The sequence below is a fragment of the Zeimonas arvi genome (assembly GCF_008039575.1).
Classification (GTDB): Bacteria; Pseudomonadota; Gammaproteobacteria; order Burkholderiales; family Burkholderiaceae_E; genus Zeimonas; species Zeimonas arvi.
This window is the reverse complement of record NZ_VDUY01000001.1, coordinates 35441-59001: the sequence shown is the minus strand read 5'-3', so window position 1 is coordinate 59001 and position 23561 is coordinate 35441. Positions and strand designations below refer to the sequence as shown.

Genomic DNA, 23561 nt, shown 5'->3' with positions numbered 1-23561 from the left:
AATTCTGACATCGACCGGCTCGCGGCCGGGAGAGCCGGGGCCGGGCCGCCGGCGAGCGGGTAAAGTCGGCATTCCGATTCCGGCTGCGGCTCGAGGAAGCAAGGCGATGACACGGGGACAAGTCGAGGACAGGGTGGGCGAGGCGATGGCCGTGCCGAACACGAGCGAAGTCGGGTGCGACTGGCTGATCATCGGGGCGGGAATCGCAGGGGCCTCGCTCGCCTGGCGGCTGGCGCCACATGGCCGCGCCGTCGTGCTGGAGCGCGAGCCGAGGCCGGGCATGCACAGCACCGGCCGCTCGGCCGCGCTCTACCTGGAGAGCTACGGTCCACCGCAGGTTCGCGCGCTGACCCTGGCCGGCCGCGAGTTCCTGTTCTCGCCGCCGCCGGGATTCGCCGACCACGCGGTGCTCTCGCCGCGCGGCGCGCTCACCGTGGCGATGGCCGACCAGCGCGAGGCGCTGCAGGCGCACCACGAAGTGGTCCGCGCGCTGTCGCCGCTCGCGCGCCGGCTCGACGCGGCCGAGACGCGCGCGATGGTGCCGGTGCTTCGCGACACGGTGATCGGCGGCGTGCTGGAGCCCGACGCGATGGACATCGACGTCGACGGCCTGCTGCAGGGCTACCTGCGCGGGGCGCGCCGGCAGGGCGCGGTCGTGGAGTGCGGCGTGGCGATCGCCTCGATCGAGCGCACCGGCGGCCCCGGCTCCGACTGGCGGGTGTCCGACGGCACGCGCAGCTGGCGCGCACCGGTGCTGGTGAACGCGGCCGGCGCCTGGGCGGACCTGGTGGCAGGAACGGCCGGCGTTGCGCCGATCGGTCTGCAGCCGAAGCGCCGCAGCGCCTTCCTGTTCGCGCCGCCGGCGGGCGTCGATGCGCGCGCCTGGCCGGCCTTCATCTCGGCCGACGAGTCCTTCTACGTGAAGCCCGACGCGGGCATGCTGCTCGGCTCGCCGGCCAATGCCGACCCCGTCGAGCCGCACGATGTGGTGGCCGAGGAGCTGGACGTCGCCACCGGCATCGACCGGATCCAGCAGTGGACCACCCTGGAGATCCGTCGCCCCAGCCGCACCTGGGCTGGGCTGCGCTCCTTCGTGGCCGACGGCGGGCTGGTCGGCGGCTTCGACCCCGGTGCGCCGGGCTTCTTCTGGCTCGCGGCCCAGGGCGGCTACGGCATCCAGAGCTCCGCCGGGATGAGCGAGGCCTGCGCGGCGCTGGCGCGCGGGCTGGCACTGCCGCAGCGGCTGATCGACCTGGGGCTCTCCGAGGCAGCGCTCGGCCCGGCCCGGCTGCGGGCGACGCGGGCATGAGGCGGCCTCGCCCGGCGGCGACCGGCGCGCCTCGTGGGCGGATTCCGGGGCCGATTCCGGATCGTCGCGGGTGACGCACCGGGTGGTCTCTGGTCAAATCGGAGTGCCCCCAGGTTCAACCGCGCAAGAGCCCCGATGTCCGACGAGTCCGCCATCCCCTCCGACCGGGTGTCCAGGCCCGTGCTCGAGTACCCCTTCGACCAGCTGCCCGAGCCGGGCGTCGCCCGCGAGATCGCGCCGGGCGTGCTCTGGCTGCGCATGCCGCTGCCGTTCTCGCTCGACCACATCAACGTCTGGGCGGTGCGCGACGGCGAACGCTGGGCGATCGTCGATACCGGTGTGCAGAGCCGCGAGATCGCCGCGGCCTGGCGCACGCTGCTCGGCCCGGGCGGAGCGCTCGAGGACGGGGTCTCGCGCGTGTTCGTCACGCACATGCATCCGGACCACGTCGGCATGGCCGGGTGGCTCACCCGCAAGTTCGACTGCCCGCTCTGGATGACCCGGCTCGAGTACCTGAACTGCCGCGTGCTGGTCGCCGACACCGGCCGCGAGGCCCCCGACGAGGGCGTGCGCTTCTACCACCGGGCCGGCTGGGACGACGAGGCGATCGAGGACTACCGCACCCGCTTCGGCCAGTTCGGCAAGATGGTCTATGCCTTGCCCGAGAGTTTCCGGCGGCTGCGCGACGGCGAGACCCTGCGCATCGGCGAGCACGACTGGCGGGTCGTCGTGGGCACCGGCCACTCGCCCGAGCACGCCTGCCTGTGGTGCCCCGATCTGAAGCTGCTGATCTCGGGCGACCAGGTGCTGCCGAAGATCTCGTCCAACGTGTCGGTGTTCCCGACCGAGCCGGAGGCCGATCCGCTGCACGGCTGGCTCAGGTCGATGGAGCGGATCCGCGACACCGTGCCCGACGACGTGCTGGTGCTGCCGGCCCACAACGAGCCCTTCATCGGCCTGCACGCACGGCTCGCGTACCTGGGCCAGGGGCATCGCGTGTCGCTGGACCGGCTGCGCCGCCGGCTCGCGCAGCCGCGCCGGGTGGTCGACGTGTTCGCCAGCCTGTTCGGCCGGGCGATCGACGAGCCGCGGCTGCTGAGCCTGGCCACCGGCGAGAGCCTCGCTCACCTGAACTACCTGCTGCATCGGGGCGAAGCCACCGTGTCGGTCGACGACGACGGCGTGGCCTGGTACCAGGCCGTCGCGGCCTGAGGCGGGTTCGCAGGGAGCCTGGACCGGACTACGCGTCCGGACCCTGGATCTCGATGTTGTCCAGAAGCCGCGGCATGCCGAGCCGCGCGGCGCCGAGCGCGACCAGCGGCTCGCTGCCCGCAAGTTGCGCGTCCGACGGCAACTGCAGGTCGCTCTGCCGGCGCACGCTCAGGTAATCGGGCCGCCAGCCGCGTGCGTGCAGTTCGGCCATCGCAGCGTTCTCCAGCTCGGCGAGCCGCGCGCGGTCGAGCCTTGCCTTCGCGTGGGCTGCTCGCGCGGCGCGAACCGCCTCGACCAGCCCGCGCAGCGCCCGATTCAGCGCGGGCGCCTCGGCGCGTTCGGCCGCGCTGAGGTATCCGTTGCGCGAGGACATCGCCAGGCCGTCGGCCTCGCGCACCGTGTCGTGCGCCACGATCTCGATCGGCAGCGCGAACTGCTCGACCATGCGGCGGACCAGCATCAGCTGCTGGTAGTCCTTCTTGCCGAAGACCGCCAGCGTGGGCCGGACGATCGAGAAGAGCTTCATCACCACGGTGCATACGCCATCGAAGTGCCCGGCACGCGCCGCGCCTTCCAGCACGCCCGCCAGCGCCGGGTCGGGCACCACGTGGAAGGTCTGGGGCTCCGGATACATCTCGCCCTCGTGCGGCGCGAACAGCAGGTCGCAGCCGGCCTCGGCGAGCAGCGCGCAGTCGCGCTCGAAGGTGCGCGGATACTTGTCGAAGTCCTCGCCCGCGCCGAACTGCAGCCGGTTCACGAAAATGCTCGCCGCCACCAGGCCGTCCGGGCCGACGCGGCGACGCGCCTCGCCCACCAGGGTGAGGTGGCCGTCGTGGAGGTTGCCCATCGTGGGCACCAATCCGATGCCCGCGCCGATGCGAGATGGCGCCATCAGTGCTTCGCGCGTGCCGGCGATGGTCGGTTCGATACGCATGACGCTCTCCGTTGCCTGATGGATTCCGATGCGTGGGGAGATGCCCCTCGGGGGGCCGAGTCTACAATCATGGCAGGCACATTAGGGTTTCGAAGATGGATTGGTCCGACTGGACTCAGGGCACCGATACGCCGTCGCGCCGGCTTGCGGGGCAGGGCTTCGTGCGGCTCGCGCGCGCCGATCTTGGGGCACTGGCCCGATTCCACGACGCCGACACCGCGCGGCTCGCGCCGACCTGGGACCGCCTCCCGCCCGACGGCTGGCTGCGTGATGGCGGGCGTTATCGACGCCGCCGGCACAGCTGCTTCGTCCACGTGCCGGCCACCGGAGTGCTCGAGCAGGTGCCGCATCGCGCGCACTGGCAGCCGGTGGACTACAACGCGCTGCACGGCGGCATCGAGCGCATGTTCGACCCGATCGAGGCCGGTGTCTGCCAGGATCCGGCCTGGCGGCGGCTGCTCGTCGCGCTGGGCGATGTCTTCGCGCAGGCCGAACGCGACGCGGGCCGCGAGCCGCCGGATCGCTGGCACGTCGAGGCCCACCAGTTCCGCATCGACACGTCCGACGGCGTGGGTCGCCCCACGCCGGAAGGGGCGCATCGCGACGGCGTCGACTACGTGGCGGTGATCCTGGTCGAGCGCGCCGACGTTCGCGGCGGCGAGAGCCGGGTGTTCGAGGCGGAAGGCCCGCGGGGCATCCGCTTCGTGATGGGCGAGCCCTGGAGCGCGCTGCTGCTCGACGATGCGCGGGTGATCCACGAAGCCACGCCGATCCAGCCCGACGGGCCGGATCCCCATCGTGACACGCTGGTGCTGACCTATCGACGCGGCGGCTTCCAGGCCCCGCCGGCCTGAGGCGAAAGCGACCTACGGGTCCCGGCGCTCCATTGCGAAGCGGGCGGCGCCCGCGCCGGCCACGCGGCCGCTCGCGAAACAGGCGGTGAGCAGGTAGCCGCCGGTGGGCGCCTCCCAGTCGAGCATCTCCCCGGCGCAGAAGAACCCTGGCAGACCGCGCAGCATCAACGCATCGTCGAGCGCCTCGAAGCGCACGCCGCCGGAGGTGCTGATCGCCTCGTCGATCGGGCGCGGACGCGCGAGCGGCAGGGGCAACGACTTGATTGCATCGGCAAGGCGCGAGGGATCCTGGGCGGCGGCGGCCAGGCCGTCCGTGCCGAGCGCCTCGCGCAGCAGGCCCGCCTTGGCGCCCTCGATCCCCGCACGCGCGCGCAGGTGATTGGCGAAGGACCGGCCACCGCGCGGTTTGGCCAGATCCGTGGCGAGCCGCTCCCGGCTGCGGCCGGGCGTCAGATCGACCCGCAGCGTGACCCCGCCGCGCGCGGCGATCGCGTCACGCAGTTCGGCCGACAGCGCATAGACCAGCGTGCCCTCGATTCCGGTGTCGGTGATCACGAAATCGCCGATGCGCCAGGGCACGTCCCGGGCCTGTGCATCGTCGTTCCGCGGATCGCCATCCCGGGCGGCGTCGGTCTCCGCCGGAGCCGGGTCGACGTCCACCGCCGCGGCAACCGTCTTCAGCGGCTGGCCGGCGAAACGCCCGACGAATTGCGCGGACCAGCCCGGCTCGCTCCGGCAGGCGAGCGTGCCGAGGTCGAAGCCGCAGTTGGCCGGCTGCAGCCGCGCCACCGGCACGCCGCGGCCCTGCAGCGGCCCGACCCAGGCGCCGTCCGAACCCAGCCGGGCCCAGCTCGCGCCGCCCAGCGCGAGCACCACCGCCCGGGCACGCAGCGCGAGCAGGCCCTGTGGCGACTCGAAGCGCAGCCGGCCGGCCTCGTCCCAGCCTGTCCAGCGGTGCCGCATCCGCAAGCGCACGCCGGCCGCGCGCAGCCGGTGCAACCAGGCGCGCAGCAGCGGCGCGGCCTTCATTTCCTTCGGGAACACGCGGCCCGAGCTCCCGACGAAGGTGTCGATGCCCAGCTCGTGCGTCCACTCTCGCAGGGCGTCGGGCCCGAAGGCCTGCAACAATGGCGCGATCCGCTCCCCGGCCTTGCCGTAGCGAGACAGGAAGGGGCCGATCGGCTCGGAATGCGTGAGGTTGAGCCCCCCGCGGCCGGCCAGCAGGAACTTGCGGCCGGCAGAAGGCATGGCGTCGAAGACCTGGACCGTGACGCCGGCGGCCGCGATCGCCTCGGCCGCCATCAGGCCGGCAGGGCCGGCGCCGACGACCGCGACGCCTTCGAGATCTTCCTCGTTCACTTCGCCTGCTTCGACGCCTCGTATCGGGCCTTGTTCTCCGCGTTGGGCGGATACAGGCCGGGCAGGGCGGCGCCGTTCTCGACCTCGCCCATGATCCAGGTCTCGAGGCGCTCCTGCTCCAACGCGATCTTCGTGACCTCCTCGACCAGCGCCGCCGGGATCAGCACCGCGCCGTCGTCGTCGACCACGATCACGTCGTCGGGGAACACCGCCACGCCGCCGCAGGCGATCGGTTGCTGCCAGCCCACGAAGGTGAGCCCCGCCACCGAGGGCGGCGCGGCGGCGCCCTGGCACCACACCGGCAGGCCGGTGCCGAGCACGCCGGTCACGTCGCGCACCACGCCGTCGGTCACCAGCCCCGCCACGCCGCGCCTGGCCATGCGCGCGCACAGGATGTCGCCGAAGATGCCGGCATCGGCCACGCCCATCGCGTCCACCACCGCGATGCAGCCCTCGGGCATCGCCTCGATGGCCGCGCGGGTCGAGATCGGCGAGCTCCAGGACTCGGGCGTGGCCAGGTCCTCGCGGGCCGGCACGAAGCGCAACGTGAAGGCGGGGCCCACCAGGCGCGGCTGGCCGGGTTTGAGCGGCCGGGTGCCGCGCAGCCAGACGTTGCGCAGGCCCTTCTTCAGCAGCACGGTGGTCAGCGTGGCGGTCGTGATCGTCGCGAGCGTCTCGCGCAGTTCGGCGGACAGTGTCATCGGCAGTCTCGGATGCGGGTTGTGTTCTTGCGCTCGGCGGGGAGCGGCCTGGTGCGAGATCGTACCGCGGAAGGCCTCGGGGGCTTCGCGGCGGCGGTTCGGCGATCTGCGAGAATCACCGGGGATCGATACGAGGAGAACCCGATGCAGATCGAGCTGTACTTCGCCCCTGGCGCCTGTTCCTTCGTGCCGCACGCCGGCCTCGAGGTGGTGAAGGCCGCCACCGGCCAGGACTTCACGCCGCACATGGTCAAGCTGCACAAGGGCGAGCACAAGACGCCCGAGTACCTGGCCATGAACCCCGAAGGACTGGTGCCGGTGCTGAAGGTCGACGGCCACCCGCTTTCGCAGATCGTGGCCATCTGCGACTTCATCGACCGCGGCTTCCCGCAGGCCGGCCTGCTGCCGGCCGACTCCTGGGCGCGCGCGCAGGCCATGTCGCGCTTCGCGTGGATGAACAACACCGTGCACCCGACGTTCACGCACGTGTTCATGCCGAACAAGTTCACCGGCGACGAGGCCGCGCAGGCCGCGATCAAGGCGCACGCGATCGAGCAGTACCGCAAGCACCTCGCGCGCATCGAGCACATGGTCGAGCACGCCGGCACGCCCTACCTGCTGGGCGACCGGGTCTCCTTCCTCGACGCCTATGCGCTGACCTTGCTGCGCTGGGGCGGCTATGCGGGCATCGATCCCGAGTCGCTGCCGAAGCTCTGGAGCCATGTCCAGCGCGTGGCCGACACGGCGCCGGTCGCGGCTGCGATCGAGCGCGAGCGGCTGCAGCTCAATGTCTACAAGCCGGCCTGACCATTTCGAGGCACGAGCCACCCTCATCCGAGGGTCAGTCGCAAATCGTGGGTTTCGCCGTCATCCACCAGCGCAACCCGGATCGGGCCTTCCGGCAGCATCGTGCCGTCGAGCTCTGCGAACACGACCCCGCGGCTGACGCCGTGCGGGTTCTGGACCGCGATTCGGTAGCGCGTCGACTGATGACTGAATGCGAGCTCGAATCCGGGCCAGGCCACGGGTATGCAGGGATCCAGCAGCAGCCAGGTGCCTTGCAGGCGAAAGCCGAGGATGCCCTCGATCCCCGCGCGGTAGAGCCACCCGGCTGCCCCGGTGTACCAGCTCCATCCACCTCGCCCGACATGTGGGGCCACCGAGTAGACATCTGCAGCCGCGACGTAGGGCTCGAGCTTGTAGCGCTGGACGTCTGCCCGCGTGCTCGTGTGGCTGACCGGGTTCACCATCCCGAACAGGCTGGCAGCCTTGTCTCCCTGGCCCAGGGCGGCAAGGGCGAGCACCGACCAAGCTGCGGCGTGGGCGTATTGTCCACCGTTCTCGCGAACGCCGGGCGGGTAGCCTTTCACGTAACCAGGATCGAGCGTTGTCCGGTCGAACGGCGGCGTGAACAGCAGCGCCAGGCCGTCATCGTCGCGGATCAACTGCTCGTCGACGGCGGCCATGGCACGCAGCGCCCGAACAGGATCCCCCGCGCCGGACAGCACGCTCCAGGACTGCGCGATCGAGTCGATCCGGCATTCGTCGCTGACGAACGACCCGAGCGGCGTGCCGTCGTCGAAGTAGCCGCGCCGGTACCAGTCTCCGTCCCAGCCATCCCGTTCCAGGGATTCGCGCAGCAGCCGGAGATGCGCCAGCCAGCGGGCGGCGCGTGTTTCTTCGCCTCGCGCCTCGGCGATCGGCACGAATGCCGCCAACGTCGCATGCAGGAACCAGCCGAGCCAGACGCTTTCGCCCTTGCCGTGCTCGCCGACCCGGTTCATGCCGTCGTTCCAGTCGCCGGTGCCGATCAGCGGCAGGCCGTGCGCGCCCACGGCGAGGCTCAGATCCAGGCCGCGTGCGCAGTGCTCGAACAGCGACGCGGATTCTTCCGAGAGCGCCGGCTGGAAGTAGGCATCGTGCTCGCCCGGCTGCAGCGACTGGCCTTCCAGGAAGGAGATGGACTCGTCCAGGACGGCGGTGTCGCCGGTGGTCGCCGCGTAGTGAGCCGCGGCATAGGCGAGCCATACCCGGTCATCCGAGATGCGGGTGCGAACACCCTGGCCCGACGGCGGTAGCCACCAATGCTGGAAGTCGCCTTCGACGAATTGCCGGCCAGCGGCGCGCAGCAGGTGCTCACGCGTCAATGCCGGCCTCGCCACGGCGAGCGCCATGCTGTCTTGCAGTTGATCCCGAAAGCCGTAGGCGCCGCTCGCCTGATAGAACGCCGACCGCGCCCACACGCGGCACGCGAGGGTCTGATAGAGCAGCCATCGGTTCAGCATGATGTCCATCGACCGGTCCGGTGTCTTCACCTTGACCGTGCCGAGTAATTCGTCCCAGTATTGGACGACCTCGCGAAGCACCGCATCCAGGTCGGCCGCCCGGTACCGGGTGATCAGCGATTGCGCGTCGGCCGCCGTCGACGCCTGGCCGAGGAAGAACACGATCTCGGCCGTACCGCCCGGCGCGAGTTCGACCGGGGCCTGCAGCGCACCGCAGGGATCGAGAGCGGCACCGACGCGCTTCGAGAGGGGGACCTTCGCGGTCAGTGCAGCCGGATTGTCGAGCGAGCCGTTGCGTCCCAGGAATTCCCGCCGGTCCGCGGTCCAGGCGATCTGTTGTCCGCACAGGTCCGCGAAGGCCACTCGCGAGCCGAAGTTCATGTTCCAGGGGTTGCGCGCGAACATCGCGCCGGTTGCGGCGTCGATGTCGGTCACGATGGAGGGGGCAGATGCGGCGCGCGACGGACCGAGCACCCACTCGACATAGGCGGTGACCGACAGCCGCCGGCTTCGCCCCGACCTGTTCCGGATCGACAGCCTGGAGATCTTGACCGGGTCCTCGAGCGGCACGTACTGGATGAGATCGAGCTCGATCCCGTGCGCGGTGTGTTCGAACCGGCTGTACCCCTGGCCGTGCGTGGCCACGTAGGGCGAGGCCGGGTGCCGGATCGGCTGCGCGGTCGGCCCCCAGAGTTCGCCGCTGTCCTCGTCGCGCAGGTAGATGACCTCGCCCGGGCGGTCGGTGACGGGATCGTTCGACCACGGTGTGAGCTGGTTCTCGCGGCTGCCGAGCGACCACGTATAGCCGCTGCCCTCGACCGCGACCTGGAAGCCGAAGGATGGATTGGCGATGACGTTGACCCACGGCGCGGGTATCGACCGGCCGCCGTCGAGGATCGTCACGTAAGCGCGCCCGTCGGCTGCGAATCCGCCGAATCCGTTGAAGTACTCGAGCGCCGGCACTGCCGGGGTGTCCTGGGGCGCCTCGACCGACGGCGCGCGCCGGGGCGCCGGCGCGCCGCTTGGCGCGGCCTGGACACGGCTCAGCTGCTCGGACAACCCGCCGCGGCGTCCGACCAGAACGACCCGGGCGAGCGCGAGAAGCAGCGCACGTGTCTGGGCGGCGATCAGATCGGTGCGCAGAACGATGACCGAGCCGCTCGTGGCGCTCGCCCGGATCGAAGGTCGGGACTGACTGGTGCGGATCTGCGTTTCCAGAGCGATCTGTAGATCCTGGGTATAGGAAGACGCGCGCTCGTTGAGGATCACCAGATCGACGGCGAGCTGCTTCATCCGCCACCATTCATGGGCTCGAAGCAATTCGCGCACGATCCCGATATCGTCGATGCTGTCGATGCGAAGCAGCACGATGGGGATGTCGCCGGAGATGCCCTGGGCCCAGAGTGCCGGTGGACCGGCGATGCCGCGCCGTATGGTGTCGGACGAGGAACGCATCGACGAATCGGCGTAGATCACGTGGCCCGCGAGGCGCTGGAAGACGATCGCTTGTTCTTCGTCGATGCCCAGGTGGTTCATCTGGACCTGTGCCTGGGTCCACGCCAGCGTGGCCGCGCGATCGTAGGCCGTGGTGTCGTTGTGGCTGTCGATAAGGTCCAGCAGATCGCTGCGCGAAGGCGCGACCACCGTCCAGAACGCAATGCGCGCCGTGCGACCCGGTGCAATTCTCAGACGGCGGCGGAGTGCGAAAACCGGATCGAGGACGGCGCCGACGGTGTTGGAAAGCGGCCGTCCGTCCATCACGGCGATTGGCGCCCGGATCTCGCGTTCGCGCCCCAGGAAACGGACCCGGTCGGTCTCGATCTGCTGGTCGCCCACTGCCTCGCCTTCGACGACCGCAAAATGGGCGGCCCAGATTTCGGGCTCGCCGGGCGAGCGACGCCGCCGCGTGGCCAGGATGGCGCCGTCCTTGACGAGATGCTCGGTTTGCACGAAGAGCTTGGAGAAGGCCGGGTGAGCCGCGTCGGCGGCGGGCGGCGCCAGCACGATTTCGGCGTAGGAGGTGAGGTCGATCTCCCGGGATCGGTTGCCGGTGTTGGAGACGGACACGCGACGAACCTCGGCGTCGCCTTCCTGCGAAACGATGACCTCGAGCGTCGTGGCGATGGTGCCGTCGTGACGCACGAACTCGGCGCGGTCCTCGTTGAACGTGACGACGTAATCGTCCGGTTCGACGCCGCTCGGCTGGCATCCGGCAGACCAGACGGCGCCGCTCGCTGCGTCGCGCAGGAACACATAGCTTCCCCAGTCGTCGCGAGTGGCGTCCTCGCGCCAGCGCGTGACCGCGATATCTCCGCAACGGCTGTATCCGGAGCCGGCAGCCGTCAGCATCACCGTGTAACGCCCGTTCGACAGCAGGTGGGACTGCGGCTGAGAGTGGTGCGGCGAGCGCAGTCGCCGCACCGCGGGAAGCTGAAGATCGCGGGCCGTGGCCGCCGTCGCCACTTCTTCCGCCCTCGGATGGGCCGGCTCGACGTTGCGCGGTGTGCGCTCCTGGAGCAGGAGTTCGGTCGCCTGGATGATCGGTTCGGCGTGAAACCGCGACCGCATGATTCCGTCCAGCAAGGCGTTCGACAGGGCCACCACGGTCATGCCCTGGTGGTGCGCCATGAATGTCCGCACGATCGTGAAATGGCTGCCCTTGGGCAGGCGGGCACGCGTGTAGTCGAGCGCCTCGTAGAACCCGAAGCGGCCCTGCGCGCCGAGGGAATCGAGCCGGGAGAAATTCCGGGTCGCCGCCTCTGCATCGACCATCGCCGCGAGCGCCGTCGCATAGGGGGCGACGACGATGTTCTCGCCGAGCCCACGCTTGAGGCCCAGGCCGGGGATGCCGAAGTTCGAGTACTGATAGGTGAACTCGAGGTCGCGGACGTTGTAGGCGGACTCCGAGAGACCCCAGGGCACGCCGCGTTCGGCGCCGTAGGCGATCTGCCGGCGAACGATCAGACGGTTGGATTGCTCGAGCAGGCTGCCGATCGGCGCTCGCATCACGAGCGACGGCATCAGGTACTCGAACATGGATCCCGACCATGAGATCAGCGCCACGCCGTGTCCAATCGTGGTGACGGCTCGCCCCAACCGAAACCAGTGCGGCGATGGGACGTCACCCTTGGCGATCGCCACGAAGCTGGCCAGATGCGCTTCGGAGGCGAGCAGGTCGTAGCAGCTCGGGTCGAGTGTGTCCTCGGCAACGCGATAGCCGATCGAAAGGAGCTTGCGGTCCGCGTCCAGCAGGAACCCGAACTCCATGGCATTGGCCATGGACCGCGCTGCCGCTTCGAGTGCCGTCAGCCGGCGCTCCAGCAGCCGGCCGTCGGGCCCGGTCGCAGCGAGATCACGGCAGTGACTCGCGATCGACCGCTGCGTCGCCTCCACCCAGAACAACATCTCCTCGCCAGCGTCGTCTCCGCGCTCGCTGGCCAGCGTCCGGGCGATATCTGCAGCGGTCGCTGCCTGGGGCGACATGCTGGCGAACGGATCAGCGGCCCTCGCGGGCTGCATGCCGTGCCGGCCGAGTTCGGCACTCAGGGCATCGAGCGCCGCTTCGAGCTGGTGTCGAGTGATCGTCTGGGTTCGTCGATCGTCGGGAAGGGCTCGCAGCGCAGCGCGCGCGAGACTCAGGTTGTCGTCGATCCCGGCGAACGAGTCGGCCAGCGCAATCGGACTCCGACTCCACTCCCGGCAGGCATTGGCAAGTGCGATCAGGTGTCCGGCCAGGTTTCCGCTGTCCACCGAGGAGATGTACTTCGGGTCCAGCGGGCAAAGAGCTCGTGTGTCGTACCAGTTGTAGAAGTGGCCCCTGAAGCGCGGCAGGCTGTTCATCGTCGCGAGCGTCGACTCGATGCGACCGACCGTGTCGGCCGTGCCGGCCCATCCGAAATCGCGGGCACTGACCGCGGAGAGCAGATACAGGCCGATGTTCGTGGGCGATGTCCGGTGCGCGATGGCCGGGTGCGGATCTTCCTGGAAATTGTCGGGCGGCAGCATGTTGTCGGCTGTCGTCACGAAGTTCTCGAAGTAGCGCCAGGTGCGGCGCGCGATCTGCCGCAGAGTGCGGACGTTCGCAAGGGAAATCTGCGGGCGTTCCGCCATGCCAGGCGACAGGCTCGACCACCGGGCGACGGCCGGCGATGCCAGCCAGGCGAACACGAATGGTGCTGCCACCGGCCATGCATCGCGCCCGGCCAGCCAGACGAAAATCGCCGCGGCGACGCCGATGGCGACCCCCCGCGACATCTGCCGGTAGAAGCCGGCGAGCTCGAGCCGTCGCCCCACCTTCGCCTGGGCTGCCGTCACCCAATCGAGCAGATGGCGGTGGCTGACGATCAGGCGAAACAGCGTCCTTCCGATGGCATCGGCCATCAGCCATGCCTGATGAGCGAGGAACACCAGCAGCAATGCCGTTTGCGACAGGGCGAGCCGGAGTTCCGTGGCCAGCGCGTGAACGCGGCTGCGTGCCGAGAGCCGGGAGTGCCGCAGCGTCAGACCGGCGAGAACCGGCAGCAGCGTCGACACCGCGATGGTCGCCGCGACGAAGCCGGTCCAGGTCACGGCGGCCCACAGCGGCAGCGCCCATCCCGCCATCAATGCGGCGAGGGCGACTGGGGCGGACAGCGAGCGCCGAAGGTTGTCGAGCATTTTCCAGCGCCCGAGCGGTGGCACCGTGCTCATTCTCCGATCGCCGTCCGCCGCGTGGCCGCGACCGAGGATCCAAGGCGCCAGCTGCCAGTCGCCTCGCGCCCATCGATGCTGGCGTGCGGTGGCCACGTCGTAGCGCGCCGGAAATTCCTCGACGATCTCGATATCGGAAGCCAGCCCCGAGCGCGCGAAGCTGCCCTCGAACAGGTCGTGGCTCAGCAGCATGCTTTCGCCGACGCGTCCGTCGAGCGCGGCTGCGAAGGCATCCACATCGTAGATTCCCTTGCCGGTGTAGGAGCCCTCGCCGAACAGGTCCTGATACACGTCGGACACCGCGGCGGCGTATGGGTCGATCCCGCCGGCGGCGGCGAAGAGCCGCTGGAAGATCGAACCTTCGTCGCCGATCGGCAGAGAGGGGGTCACGCGGGGCTGCAAGATCCCATAGCCTTCGACGACCCGGCGGGAACTGGCGTCGAAGCGGGGACGGTTGAGCGGGTGCGCCATCTTGCCGATCAGCCGGCGGGCAGTGTCCCGGGGCATCCGGGTGTCGGCGTCCAACGTGATGACGTAGCGAACGCCCGGCGGCACTGCGGGCGGCTGACCGTCGATGATCATGAAGGTCGTGTCGGTGGCGCCGCGAAGCAGGCGGTTCAGCTCGTGGAGCTTGCCGCGCTTGCGCTCCCAACCGATCCACCGTCCTTGCCCTTCGTTCCAGACCCGCCGGCGATGGAGCAGCAGAAAGCGCTCGCCGCCGGCTGCCGGCCCGTATCGGCGATTCAGGCGGGCAATGCCCGCGGCCGCCGCGTCGACGAGCGCCTCATCGCCCTCGACGTTTTCGGCGTCGGCATCGGTCCAGTCCGAGAGCAGGGCGTAATGCAGCTCGCCGTCGGGGCTCGAAAGGTGATGGATCTCCAGGGCCTCGACCAACTCCTCGACGTCGGCCCGCGTGGTAAGCAGCATCGGCACGGCGATCAGCGTGCGCAGGGTCGAATGCACGCCATCGCGCAGTTCCAGGCCGGGAAGGATGGCTGCGCCGACGGTTTGCGTGACGCCGCGATTCACCAGAGCCATTGCCGCATCGATCGCCGGGATCGCGCCGACGAGAGCGAGCAGGGCGAGATGCCAGCCGCCGATGCCCAGGCGCGCCAGCGGGAGCAAGGGCAGGCACAGGACGAGCGCGGCCACCAGCGCGACGACGGCGATGTAGCCGGGCAGGCCGGCCGCCGCACTGAAGCGGCCAGGCCGGGCCAGCAGTGGCGGGCGGTATCCGATCGTGGCCTCGAACGCGCGCCGCCCTCCGGCGATCAGGTGGTAGCCGGGATCGTTCACCCGGCGCTGCGCATCGTCGCCAATCGCCGCGAGCGCCGCATCGCTGGCAGCCTTGAGCGCGGCGCGCGCGACATCCAGTTCCGTCAGCCTGGAGCCCTGCGCGAGTTCCTCGATCGCGTCGCGATAGAGGTTGCGCGTCGAAAAATCCATGTCGGCGAATTCGCTGCCTGCGCGCAGCACGTCGTCGACCAGGCTCACGCTCTCCACGAAGTCCGCCCAGTCGACGTCGGAGATCAGGCGCATGCTGGTGATGATGTTGCGCACCGTCACGTTCGCCGCGCCCTGGCTCTGGTGTTCGTCGTGCACGATCGCGTCCGCGGTCGTCCCCTGTGCCGCCAGGCGTTCGTCGAGCCAGGCAAGCGCCGGCATGACCTTGGGATCCTGATCTCTCAGGCGCTGGACCAACTGGGCGGCAAAAGCCGCCGGCAGCGGCGCATCGTCACGACGCGCGAGAACCTCGACGATGGGCTCGGCCGGGCGTGTGTCCACGCCCAGGATCCGGTCAGCCAGGGCATCCGCCTCGCGGCGTGCGGCCCGGCTCGTCACGAGGCGTCTGGCCGAGCGCCGAAGGTTCTCGATGAGCAGGATCCGCAGCGTGATCGCGATTGCCCACAGCTCCCCGGTGGTCAGGGGCTGGATGCGCTGGTAGGCACGCACGAAACGGCGCAGCGCCCCTGGCTCGAAATGGCTGTCCGTATGCGCGACGAATGCCCAGGCCAACCCGAAAACGCGCGGAAAACCGACCAGAGGACCGTCGGCCAGTTTCGGCAACTGGCGGTAGTAGCCGGGGGGCAGATCGTTGCGGATCTCCCGGATCTGCTCGTCGACGAGGTGGTAATTGTCGAGCAGCCACTCGGCGGCCGGGGTGATCGCCTCGCCTTCGGCGGCCGCGCTTGCCGTGGTGCGATAGGCTTCGCGCAGGACCGATTCGTCGTCCGCGAGTCGAGCGGCGAGGGATCGCCCGGCCTTGGGCTTGTCCGTGACGGGCTGGCTCGCCGCAAGACTTTCGGCATGCTGCTCGAGACGCTCGATGCTGAACAGGTCCGCGCGGATCGGCGCTTCGTTGTGCCAGGGCGCGGCATGCGAATCTCTTCGGAAGGCGGGCGTCTTGGGACCGAAAGGGCGAAGCCAGGCCCGATTCGATCGCGTCTCGCGTGCTCTCGATTGATCCTCGCTCATTACGCGGGGCTGGAGGGCTCTTCAGGGGGCACGTCAGCTGGACGACGTTCCGGGCTTGCGTTTCCCGAGCCGTCTGACATTTGCCCTTGCCCGCGCGTGCATCGATTGCAGCGCCTTCTCGGCGATCCGCGCGGTCGAACCGGAGAACTGCGAGGCGGAAGCTGCCGGCCGGGTGACGCCGCGCGCCCCGAGCTGCGGGCTCGCCCGGATCATCTGCGCGATGACGGCCTGAGCCGACTCGATCGAGGCTTCGAACGTTTCCCGTCCCATCAACGCGAACTCGCGGCGATCGCTCGCGCTCGGCCTGACGCCCGTCGTGGCGATGCGAGTCGTGCGGTCGCCGAGGACCTGTGCCGACGCGCGCATCGTATCGCCGGTCTTCATCGCCAGCTCGGTCCAGAGGGGCAGTGGATCGATGACCGGCTTCGGGGCTCTTCTCTGCTTCATTCCTGTCTCCTGAGCGTCGCGGTCGAACATGGATGGGCCCGCAGGGCGCCAGCCGGATCTCACAACGCTTGCGTGGCAAGGCGTCGAATCAGTAGCTACGTCGGCAACGGGATCGCGCGAAAGAGCTTGATCCTACGAGGCTCTGGTGCATCCGGTCTGTTCGGTGTCGAACAGAGTGCCGAGTGCCGCGCGGGCCCGCGCAGGCCGGTGCTTGCCGATCGGCGCTTGTGTCCGCGACCGCACCGACGCCATGCGTTCGACCGCATACGATTTGTTCGTTCGGGTCAGGAGTTATCGATGATGAGCATGAGGCGCTTGATTCTGCCGCTCGCTTTGCTGATCGGCGTCGCGGCGTATGCGTCGCTGCTTTCGAAAATGCGTCACGGTCGTCGACGGAAAGACATCAGGCGACTGAAGATGGAGCTCGATGTCTGGGAAGGTGAGGGCGGCAGTCCGGTGCCTCCATCGACCTCGTCCTCGCAGCCGACCTGAGCGACCGAGCGCCGGCGGCCTTCACTGCATTCGCCGATGCCCGCACGAGGCGATTCAACCGCGGGAGCTCAGACGCTGCCCGCCTGCTCCACCACCAGGATCCGCGCCGCGCCGATCGGATGCGCGACATGCTCGGTGCCCACCGTGGCGTGGAACACGTCGCCGGTTTCCAGGATCGCCGAGCGCTCCTCGCCGTTCTCGCGGTAGCGCATCTCGACCCGGCCGTCGAGCACCGCAAAGATCTCCTCGCCGTCGTTCACGTGCCAGCGGTAGGGCCGGTCGGTCCAGTGCAGGCGCGCGGTGATACCGTTCATGCAGGCGATGTCCAGCGCGCCCCAGGGGCGTTCGGCGGTGAAGGTCCTGCTGCGGATGATTTTCATGGGCGTCGTCTCGCGGTAGCCTGTCGGGCGGATGGATGGTACCTGCCGAAGGCAGACGAACAGGAGGAGCGCCGACGTGATCGCAGTCATCTTCGAGGTCATGCCCGCACCGGGACAGAAGGACGCCTATCTCGCCATGGCCGCATCGCTGCGCAAGCGGCTCGAGGAAATGGACGGCTTCGTGTCGGTCGAGCGGTTCCAGAGCCTGACCGACCCGGGCAAGCTGCTCTCGCTTTCGTTCTGGCGCGACGAGGACGCGGTGCGCCGCTGGCGCGCGCTCGAGGAGCACCGGCAGGCGCAGCACGCCGGCCGCGAGCGGATGTTCGCGGACTACCGGCTGCGGGTGGCGGCGGTGCTGCGCGACTATGGCAAGAACGAGCGGGTCGAGGCGCCGGGGGATTCGCGGGCGGTGCACGGTTGAATCAGCCGAGCAGCCCGGGATTGAGCCGCCAGGTGGCCCAGGTCAGCGCGCAGGCGAAGCTCACCCAGCCGAGGTAGGGCAGCATCAGCGCACCGGCGAGCGGCCGCACGCGCCAGAACGCGACGACCGTCGCCAGGATCAGCACCCACAGCAGCAGCACCTCCGCGAAGGCGAGACCGCCCAGCCGCCAGGCGAAGAACAGCCAGGTCCACAGCGCGTTGGCCGCCAGCTGGATCACGAAGAGCGTGAGCGCGGCGCGCGCGCCGCGAAAGCCGGCCTCGCGCCAGACCAGCCAGGCGGCGACGCCCATCGTCAGGTAGAGCAGGGTCCAGACCGGGGCGAACAGCCAACCGGGCGGCGCCCAGGCGGGGCGCACCAGTTGAGCGTAGAAGTCGCCGGCGTTCGCGGAGGCGATGCCGCCGATCGCCGCCGCGGCGAAGGCGAGGGCGAGCCAGCCGGCGAGTCCGAGGAGCCCGCGGCGTATCGGCGGATCGCCTTCTTCGCGAGGCCTCGCGCCGCTCACGGCCGCGGCTCCATCGCCAGCCGGACGCCGAGCCCCACCAGCACCGCGCCGCTCGCCCGATGCAGCCAGACCAGCGCCCAGGGACGCGCGCGAAGCCAGCCCGAGAGCAGGCCCGCGAAGAGCCCCACCGGCGCCTTCACGAGGAAGGTGAGACCGGCGAACACGAGCCCCAGCGCGAGCATCGACAGCGTGGGATGCGCGGCGCCCGCCGGCACGAACTGGGGCAGGAAGGCGAAGTAGAAGATCGCGATCTTCGGGTTCGACAGGTTCGAGAGCGCGCCGTCGGCAAACAGCCTGACGGACGAGCGCGCGGACGATCCACGCAGCGCGATCTCGGCGCCGCGGGTGCGCAGCAGGCCGATGCCCAGCCACACCAGGTAGGCGGCGCCAGCCAGCTTGAGCCCGGTGAAGAGCATCTCGGAGGCGCGCAGAATCGCGCCCAGGCCCAGTGCGGCCAGGATCGTGTGGCCGACCAGCCCGATGCTGACGCCGGCCGCGGTGACCACGCCCGCCGCCGGTCCGAGCGCCACCGAGCGCGACATCACCAGGATCATGTCCTGGCCCGGCGTGGCGATCACCAGCAGCGAGGTCGCGACGAAGAGCAGCCAGGCGGCTTCGATCATGCTGCGCGGCGGGCCAGCAGCGCCCACACCCCGGCGACCGACAACAGCGACCCGCCGGCGAGCTTGAAGCGACGCTGCGCGCGCCCGGACGACAGCAGTTTGGCGGCAGAACTGGCGAAGGCCGCGTAGAGCGTCGCGTTCAGCGTGGCCAGAGCAACAAACGTGATCGCCAGGATCCACAGCTGCCGGCTCACGTCCGCGGCCGGGTCGATGAACTGCGGCAGGAAAGCCACGAAGAACACGATGCCCTTCGGGTTCAATGCGGTCACCAGCCAGGTGTTGAGGAAGAGCCGCCCGCGCGATCCGGGCGCGGCGGGCCGCTCCAGCTCGGCGCCGCTCGCGCCGGCCCGCAGGAGCTTGACCCCCAGGTACAGCAGATAGAGTCCGCCCAGCCACTTGATCACCGTGAACCAGAAGGCCGAGGTGGCCAGCAGCGCGCCCAGGCCCAGCAGCGAGAGCACCAGAGCGGTGGAGTCGCCCAGCGCCACCGCGGCGACCAGCGGCAGTTGCGCGCGCCTGCCGTGCGCGATCGAGTAGCTGATCACCGTGAGGATGGTCGGGCCGGGAATGACCAGCATCACCGCCGATGCGGCGACGAAGGCGAGCCAGAGTTCGATCGCCATTGACGGACTGCTCCTTGGCAGGGACTCGAGAACGCCCGCATTGTAGGCTTCGAGGAGGCCGCGCACTCGATGAGGGCCAGATCCGCGCACGACGGGCAGATGCGCGCAGTGCGAGTCTCGCGCGGGATCCGTCACGCCGCCGTCGCGGACTCGGTGTCGTGCGATTTGCGTCCGGTCAGCAGATGCGCGGACACCGCGAACGCCACCGTTCCATCCGGCGCCCGGTAGGACGCAAGCGCCTGTTCTGCCCCCACGAGGACCTCGGCGATCTCGTCCTCGGCCAGCACCACGCCGGTCACCGGCAGCCAGCCGCGCAGGTCGGCCTCGACCATCGTCCGGATGTCGGGGAAGCGCGCCTTTCCCTCCAGCGTGTCGACAGTGACTTTCGTCATCCCGGCCGCTACGAACAGTGCGGCAAGGCGGTCGCGGTCGCCCAGCGAGAAGGGCGAGCGGATCGCATCGGCAGCCCGCCGGCCCGCGATTTCCTCGAGAAGGGCTGCCTCGTCCTTGTAGGCAGGGTTGCTGCCGATCTCGTTCCACACGGCAACCGCGAGTCTCCCGCCAGGCGCCAGCACGCGCTGCATTTCCCGCACGGCGAGCCCGCGGTCGGCGAACAGCATCAGCCCGAACTGGCTGACGACGACGTCGAAAGCCTCGTCGGGGAAGGGCAGGGCTTCGGCCGCGCCCTCGCGCCACTCGATCGACGGAGCGAGGCGCGCGGCCACGGCCAGCATGCCGGCCGCCGGATCCACGCCGGTGACCTTTCCATGCGGCCCGGCCCGCTGCGCGGCCTCTCGAGCCAGCACGCCGGTGCCGCAGGCGACATCGAGCACCCGGTCGCCCGCAGCGATGCCCGCCGCGTTGGCGACCCTCGGCGCCCATTGGCCGAAGAGGGCGGGCACGAACAGCCGCTCGTAGGCAGATGCAGATTCGATCTGGGCCTTCAGCATCGAGTCGGGCATGACGGAGCCCTCCAGCAAGGTGGCGCGATGCTGTCCTCGATTTTCCGCGCCGCGGCGGGCCAGTCAAGCATGGCGACCGAGCCGGCCCGATGCCGGTCAGAACCTCGATCCAGGCTCTCTCAGGAAGGCGATCTCCTCGGGCGTCGATGCCCGCCCGAGAATCGCGTTGCGATGCGGATAACGCCCGAATCGGTCGACGATCGCCTTGTGCCGGCGCGCGAAGTCCAGGTTGTCGGGCAGACCGTTCCGTTCGTAGAGCGCCACCGAAACCTGCTGGATCGCCGCCGACTCGCTGTGCATGTAGGGCAGGTAGAGGAACACCCGCTCGATCGGCGTGAGCGCGGCGTCGTCGCCGCGGGCGACCGCTTCCTGTGCGAGCGCCAGCGCAAGCGGATCGCAGGCGAAGGCCTGCGGCGTGTCGCGATGGATCTGCCGCGGGAACTGGTCGAGCACGATCACTTCCGCGAGCCGGCCGCGCGGCGTGGCCCGCCATCCGTAGAGCTCGCAGCGCGAGGCGGCAGCCAGCAGGGGCGCGTAGCGCTCGGCGATCAGCGCGTCGAGCGCTGCGTCCTTGCTCCACCACTGCTTCGGCTCGAGCGCTTCGAACCAGAAGCGCAGGATGTCTTCTCTGGCGATTCCGGTCATTGCGCGCCCTGGTCAGGGTCGGCGATCCGGATCAGCCGCTTGCCGAGGTTCTCCCCGCGATACAAGCCGGCGATCGCGCCGGGCGCGTGCTCAATGCCGTCCAGGATGTCCTCGCGGTAGCGGAGCTTGCCGGCGCGCACCCAGTCGGCCAGCACCGGCCAGGCCTCGGCGTAGTGCTTCGCGTAGTCGAAGATCACGAAGCCCTGCATCCGGGCCCGCTTGACCAGCAGGTGGCGCTCGACACGCGGCCCCTTCGGCCACGGGTCCCAGCTCGCCACCGACGCGGTGCCGCAGATCACGACCCGCGCACCCACGTTCAGGCGCTTCATCACCGCGTCGCTGATCGGGCCCGAGGTGTTGTCGAAGTAGACGTCGACGCCGTTCGGACAGGCGCGGTCCAGCGCGGCATCGAGGTCGCCGGCCTTGTAGTCGAAGGCGGCATCGAATCCGAATTCGTCCAGGCACAGGGCGACCTTGGTCGGGCCGCCGGCGATGCCGACCGAGCGGCAGCCGTGGATCTTCGCGATCTGGCCGACCGCGGAGCCGACCGAGCCGGCGGCGGTGGACACGACGACCGTATCGCCGGACTTCGGCTGCCCCACGTCGAGCAGGCCGAAGTAGGCGGTCAGGCCGTTCAGTCCGAGCACGCCCAGCGCGGTCGATGGCGGCAGGTCGCTCTCCTCGATTCGCCGCTGGATTGCCTCGGGCCCGACCGCGGCGTAGTCCTGCCAGCCGAACATGCCGACGACGAGGTCGCCCTCATGGTAGCCGGCGGCCCTGGACGCGACGACGCGGCCCACCGCGAAGCTGCGCATCACCTCGCCGATGCCGACCGGCTGCGAGTAGTTGGCGACCGCGCTGACCCAGCCGCGCATGGCGGGCTCGACCGACAGGAAGAGATTGCGGACCAGCACCTGGCCGTCCGCCGGCGCCGGGGCGGGCGCCTCGACGATCTCGAAGTCTTCGGCCTGCGGGATCCCGGATGGCCGGGATTTCAGGAGCACCTGACGATTGACTGGGGCCTGGCTCATGGACTGCCTGCTGCGGGAATCGATCCGGCAAGCGTAACCCGGGAAGCGACTTTCGAGGCGACTCGAGGCCTTGGCTGCTTGCAAAGCTTGAATATGATGAATATCATAAAAAAATGAAAGAAAAGCTTGTCTGCAGCGAATCCAAGAAGGCGCGCACGCACCGGCGCATCGTGGCGACCGCGGCGCAGGCGATCCGCCGGCACGGCTATGACGGCCTCGGTGTCGCCGACCTGATGAAGGCCTGCGGCCTGACTCACGGCGGGTTCTACGCGCACTTCGATTCGAAGGCCGGCCTGCTCGCCGAGGCGGCTGCCGAGGCCGGGGAGGACGGCATCGCTGCGCTGTCGCGCGCGGCAGCGCAGGCCCCCGCCGGCGAGAAGCTCGCTGCGCTGGTGTCGGCTTACCTGTCGGATCGGCATCTGCGCCATCCAGAACTCGGTTGCCCGCTCGCGGCCCTCGGCACCGAGACGGCCCGGCAGGAACCGGCGGTTCGCGAGGCCGCCACGAGCAAGCTGCGCGAGCTGCTCGCGCTCGTCGATCGCGTGCAGGCGGACGAGCCGGTGCGGCGCGATCCGGCGGTGGTGCTCAGCGCGCTGGTCGGCGCCCTGGTGCTGGCGCGCGCCTCGAGCGACGAGTCGCTCGGGCGGACGATCCGCCGGTCGGTCGAGCGCGCGTTGGTCGGCGACGCGCCGCAATCGGGGTGAGGCGCGAACCGGCCGCACCCCCTCTCTTTTTTTTCACCAGGAATATGACGAACATCATATGCGACACGAATCCGCCCTTCTCGAGAATCCCGCGCTGGCCCCGGCGCGCCTGGAGACGCTTGCCAACGCCTTCCTGACGCCTTCGCCGCGCGCCAGACAGGCCACGCTGGACCGATTTCCCGGCGCGACACGTCGTCGTCTTCGCACGCGGCATGGCGACATCGCCATGGCCGAGTTCGGCGCCGGGCCCGGTGTGCTGCTGGTTCACGGCTGGGAGGGTGCTGCCGCCGACATGTTGGCGCTCGGTCAGCGCCTGGCCGGCGCCGGTCATCGTGTGGTCGCCTTCGACCTGCCGGCTCACGGCGAATCGGACGGTGAGCGGACGAGTCCGTTCGCGTGCGCCGAGGTCATGCAGGCGCTCGGTGCGGCGTCCGGGCCCTTCGCGGCCGTGGTCGCGCACTCGGTCGGCGCCGCCGCAACGCTCGAGGCACTGCGCGGCGGCCTGCAGGTCGGCCGCGTCGTGCTGATTGGCGCGCCGGCCCGCTACCGGGATTACCTGAATGCCTTCGGGCGGGCGGCGGGCCTTGACGACCATGGAACGGAGGCGTTGCGCGCGGCGCTGGCGAACCGCGGAATCGACGTCGCTGCGCTGGACGGTCCGAGAATCGCGGCCGGCCTGAGCCAAGCGGCCCTGTTCATTCATTCGGCCGACGACCGGGTGGTGCCGATCGGGGACGCACGGGAGAACGCGGCTGCCTGGCCGGGCGCCCGACTCCTGGCCTTTGAAGGGGGCGGACATCGCCGGGTTCTGGCGGAAGAGCGGACGCTGGCAGCGTCGGTGGCGTTCCTGGCGGCAGAAGGCCCTGCGCGCGGCGATTAGTCGGCCGCCAGG

20 protein-coding genes are annotated in these 23561 nt (G+C 69.9%); 8 read left to right on the top strand and 12 right to left on the bottom strand.

Annotation, left to right across the window (positions count from 1 at the left end):
• Positions 1 to 145: 145 nt before the first annotated feature.
• Positions 146 to 1309, top strand: a complete 1164-nt coding sequence (locus FHP08_RS00250; RefSeq protein WP_147703070.1) for an NAD(P)/FAD-dependent oxidoreductase — start codon at positions 146 to 148, stop codon at positions 1307 to 1309.
• 135 nt (positions 1310 to 1444) lie between these two features.
• Positions 1445 to 2521: an MBL fold metallo-hydrolase gene (locus FHP08_RS00245; RefSeq protein ID WP_147702312.1), complete on the top strand. Its 1077-nt coding sequence runs from the start codon at positions 1445 to 1447 to the stop codon at positions 2519 to 2521.
• Between the two features lie 28 nt (positions 2522 to 2549).
• On the opposite strand, the gene panC is transcribed toward FHP08_RS00245, so the two are convergent.
• Positions 2550 to 3455, bottom strand: a complete 906-nt coding sequence (gene panC / locus FHP08_RS00240) for a pantoate--beta-alanine ligase (protein WP_147702311.1) — start codon at positions 3453 to 3455, stop codon at positions 2550 to 2552.
• 95 nt (positions 3456 to 3550) lie between these two features.
• On the opposite strand from panC, the gene FHP08_RS00235 reads away from it, so the two are divergent.
• On the top strand, positions 3551 to 4309 hold the full coding sequence (locus FHP08_RS00235; protein WP_147702310.1) for a 2OG-Fe dioxygenase family protein: 759 nt from the start codon (positions 3551 to 3553) through the stop codon (positions 4307 to 4309).
• Between the two features lie 12 nt (positions 4310 to 4321).
• Here the strand turns inward: FHP08_RS00235 and FHP08_RS00230 are convergent, their stop codons facing one another.
• Together FHP08_RS00230 and FHP08_RS00225 are read right to left on the bottom strand one after the other, a co-directional pair.
• Positions 4322 to 5668 (bottom strand): TIGR03862 family flavoprotein, encoded by a 1347-nt coding sequence (locus FHP08_RS00230; protein WP_225878972.1) that lies wholly within the window; start codon positions 5666 to 5668, stop codon positions 4322 to 4324.
• On the bottom strand, positions 5665 to 6369 hold the full coding sequence (locus tag FHP08_RS00225; RefSeq protein WP_147702309.1) for a ribonuclease activity regulator RraA: 705 nt from the start codon (positions 6367 to 6369) through the stop codon (positions 5665 to 5667). Before FHP08_RS00225 ends, FHP08_RS00230 begins: the two co-directional genes overlap by 4 nt.
• A gap of 144 nt (positions 6370 to 6513) precedes the next feature.
• On the opposite strand from FHP08_RS00225, the gene FHP08_RS00220 reads away from it, so the two are divergent.
• Complete coding sequence (locus FHP08_RS00220; RefSeq protein ID WP_147702308.1) at positions 6514 to 7176, top strand: glutathione S-transferase family protein; 663 nt, start codon at positions 6514 to 6516, stop codon at positions 7174 to 7176.
• Positions 7177 to 7199: 23 nt separating this feature from the next.
• Here the strand turns inward: FHP08_RS00220 and FHP08_RS00215 are convergent, their stop codons facing one another.
• Both FHP08_RS00215 and FHP08_RS00210 read right to left on the bottom strand, forming a co-directional pair.
• Positions 7200 to 15818, bottom strand: a complete 8619-nt coding sequence (locus FHP08_RS00215) for a GH36-type glycosyl hydrolase domain-containing protein (protein ID WP_147702307.1) — start codon at positions 15816 to 15818, stop codon at positions 7200 to 7202.
• Between the two features lie 33 nt (positions 15819 to 15851).
• Positions 15852 to 16295, bottom strand: coding sequence for a hypothetical protein (locus FHP08_RS00210; RefSeq protein WP_147702306.1), 444 nt, complete (start codon positions 16293 to 16295; stop codon positions 15852 to 15854).
• A 270-nt stretch (positions 16296 to 16565) separates the two neighbouring features.
• Here FHP08_RS00210 and FHP08_RS00205 point away from each other — a divergent pair, with 270 nt between their 5' ends.
• Entirely contained in the window at positions 16566 to 16757 is a 192-nt protein-coding gene (locus FHP08_RS00205; RefSeq protein ID WP_222707784.1) for a hypothetical protein, read from the top strand.
• Positions 16758 to 16825: 68 nt separating this feature from the next.
• Here FHP08_RS00205 and FHP08_RS00200 read toward each other — a convergent pair whose 3' ends face one another.
• Positions 16826 to 17137: a cupin domain-containing protein gene (locus FHP08_RS00200; protein WP_147702304.1), complete on the bottom strand. Its 312-nt coding sequence runs from the start codon at positions 17135 to 17137 to the stop codon at positions 16826 to 16828.
• A 76-nt stretch (positions 17138 to 17213) separates the two neighbouring features.
• Between FHP08_RS00200 and FHP08_RS00195 the strand changes: the two genes are divergently transcribed.
• On the top strand, positions 17214 to 17558 hold the full coding sequence (locus tag FHP08_RS00195) for an antibiotic biosynthesis monooxygenase family protein (RefSeq protein WP_147702303.1): 345 nt from the start codon (positions 17214 to 17216) through the stop codon (positions 17556 to 17558).
• 1 nt (position 17559) lies between these two features.
• Here the strand turns inward: FHP08_RS00195 and FHP08_RS00190 are convergent, their stop codons facing one another.
• The 6 genes from FHP08_RS00190 to FHP08_RS00165 form a co-directional block, all read right to left on the bottom strand.
• Positions 17560 to 18081 (bottom strand): TspO/MBR family protein, encoded by a 522-nt coding sequence (locus tag FHP08_RS00190; RefSeq protein WP_225878971.1) that lies wholly within the window; start codon positions 18079 to 18081, stop codon positions 17560 to 17562.
• Positions 18078 to 18704, bottom strand: a complete 627-nt coding sequence (locus FHP08_RS00185; protein WP_147702302.1) for a LysE family translocator — start codon at positions 18702 to 18704, stop codon at positions 18078 to 18080. The genes FHP08_RS00190 and FHP08_RS00185 overlap by 4 nt, the downstream gene beginning before the upstream one ends.
• Positions 18701 to 19327 carry a LysE family translocator gene (locus FHP08_RS00180; RefSeq protein WP_147702301.1) on the bottom strand — a complete coding sequence of 209 codons (627 nt, stop codon included), beginning with the start codon at positions 19325 to 19327 and terminating at the stop codon, positions 18701 to 18703. The genes FHP08_RS00185 and FHP08_RS00180 overlap by 4 nt, the downstream gene beginning before the upstream one ends.
• 131 nt (positions 19328 to 19458) lie before the next feature.
• Positions 19459 to 20289: a methyltransferase domain-containing protein gene (locus FHP08_RS00175; protein ID WP_147702300.1), complete on the bottom strand. Its 831-nt coding sequence runs from the start codon at positions 20287 to 20289 to the stop codon at positions 19459 to 19461.
• Between the two features lie 96 nt (positions 20290 to 20385).
• Positions 20386 to 20934, bottom strand: coding sequence for a DUF924 family protein (locus FHP08_RS00170; protein WP_147702299.1), 549 nt, complete (start codon positions 20932 to 20934; stop codon positions 20386 to 20388).
• On the bottom strand, positions 20931 to 21965 hold the full coding sequence (locus FHP08_RS00165; protein ID WP_147702298.1) for an NADP-dependent oxidoreductase: 1035 nt from the start codon (positions 21963 to 21965) through the stop codon (positions 20931 to 20933). The genes FHP08_RS00170 and FHP08_RS00165 overlap by 4 nt, the downstream gene beginning before the upstream one ends.
• A gap of 113 nt (positions 21966 to 22078) precedes the next feature.
• On the opposite strand from FHP08_RS00165, the gene FHP08_RS00160 reads away from it, so the two are divergent.
• On the top strand, positions 22079 to 22669 hold the full coding sequence (locus FHP08_RS00160; protein ID WP_147702297.1) for a TetR/AcrR family transcriptional regulator: 591 nt from the start codon (positions 22079 to 22081) through the stop codon (positions 22667 to 22669).
• 58 nt (positions 22670 to 22727) lie between these two features.
• On the top strand, positions 22728 to 23549 hold the full coding sequence (locus tag FHP08_RS00155) for an alpha/beta fold hydrolase (protein WP_147702296.1): 822 nt from the start codon (positions 22728 to 22730) through the stop codon (positions 23547 to 23549).
• The last annotated feature ends 12 nt before the right edge of the window (positions 23550 to 23561 follow it).

Excerpts from the sequence above, each read along its gene's own strand:
- FHP08_RS00235 (WP_147702310.1), top strand. The coding sequence starts at position 3,551 with ATGGATTGGTCCGACTGGACTCAGGGCACCGATACGCCGTCGCGCCGG.
- FHP08_RS00215 (WP_147702307.1), bottom strand. The coding sequence starts at position 15,818 with ATGAGCGAGGATCAATCGAGAGCACGCGAGACGCGATCGAATCGGGCC.
- FHP08_RS00175 (WP_147702300.1), bottom strand. The coding sequence starts at position 20,289 with ATGCCCGACTCGATGCTGAAGGCCCAGATCGAATCTGCATCTGCCTAC.
- panC (WP_147702311.1), bottom strand. The coding sequence starts at position 3,455 with ATGCGTATCGAACCGACCATCGCCGGCACGCGCGAAGCACTGATGGCG.
- FHP08_RS00225 (WP_147702309.1), bottom strand. The coding sequence starts at position 6,369 with ATGACACTGTCCGCCGAACTGCGCGAGACGCTCGCGACGATCACGACC.
- FHP08_RS00205 (WP_222707784.1), top strand. The coding sequence starts at position 16,566 with ATGAGCATGAGGCGCTTGATTCTGCCGCTCGCTTTGCTGATCGGCGTC.
- FHP08_RS00250 (WP_147703070.1), top strand. The coding sequence starts at position 146 with ATGGCCGTGCCGAACACGAGCGAAGTCGGGTGCGACTGGCTGATCATC.
- FHP08_RS00180 (WP_147702301.1), bottom strand. The coding sequence starts at position 19,327 with ATGGCGATCGAACTCTGGCTCGCCTTCGTCGCCGCATCGGCGGTGATG.
- FHP08_RS00245 (WP_147702312.1), top strand. The coding sequence starts at position 1,445 with ATGTCCGACGAGTCCGCCATCCCCTCCGACCGGGTGTCCAGGCCCGTG.
- FHP08_RS00185 (WP_147702302.1), bottom strand. The coding sequence starts at position 18,704 with ATGATCGAAGCCGCCTGGCTGCTCTTCGTCGCGACCTCGCTGCTGGTG.
- FHP08_RS00165 (WP_147702298.1), bottom strand. The coding sequence starts at position 21,965 with ATGAGCCAGGCCCCAGTCAATCGTCAGGTGCTCCTGAAATCCCGGCCA.
- FHP08_RS00160 (WP_147702297.1), top strand. The coding sequence starts at position 22,079 with ATGAAAGAAAAGCTTGTCTGCAGCGAATCCAAGAAGGCGCGCACGCAC.
- FHP08_RS00200 (WP_147702304.1), bottom strand. The coding sequence starts at position 17,137 with ATGAAAATCATCCGCAGCAGGACCTTCACCGCCGAACGCCCCTGGGGC.
- FHP08_RS00210 (WP_147702306.1), bottom strand. The coding sequence starts at position 16,295 with ATGTTCGACCGCGACGCTCAGGAGACAGGAATGAAGCAGAGAAGAGCC.
- FHP08_RS00170 (WP_147702299.1), bottom strand. The coding sequence starts at position 20,934 with ATGACCGGAATCGCCAGAGAAGACATCCTGCGCTTCTGGTTCGAAGCG.
- FHP08_RS00155 (WP_147702296.1), top strand. The coding sequence starts at position 22,728 with ATGCGACACGAATCCGCCCTTCTCGAGAATCCCGCGCTGGCCCCGGCG.
- FHP08_RS00220 (WP_147702308.1), top strand. The coding sequence starts at position 6,514 with ATGCAGATCGAGCTGTACTTCGCCCCTGGCGCCTGTTCCTTCGTGCCG.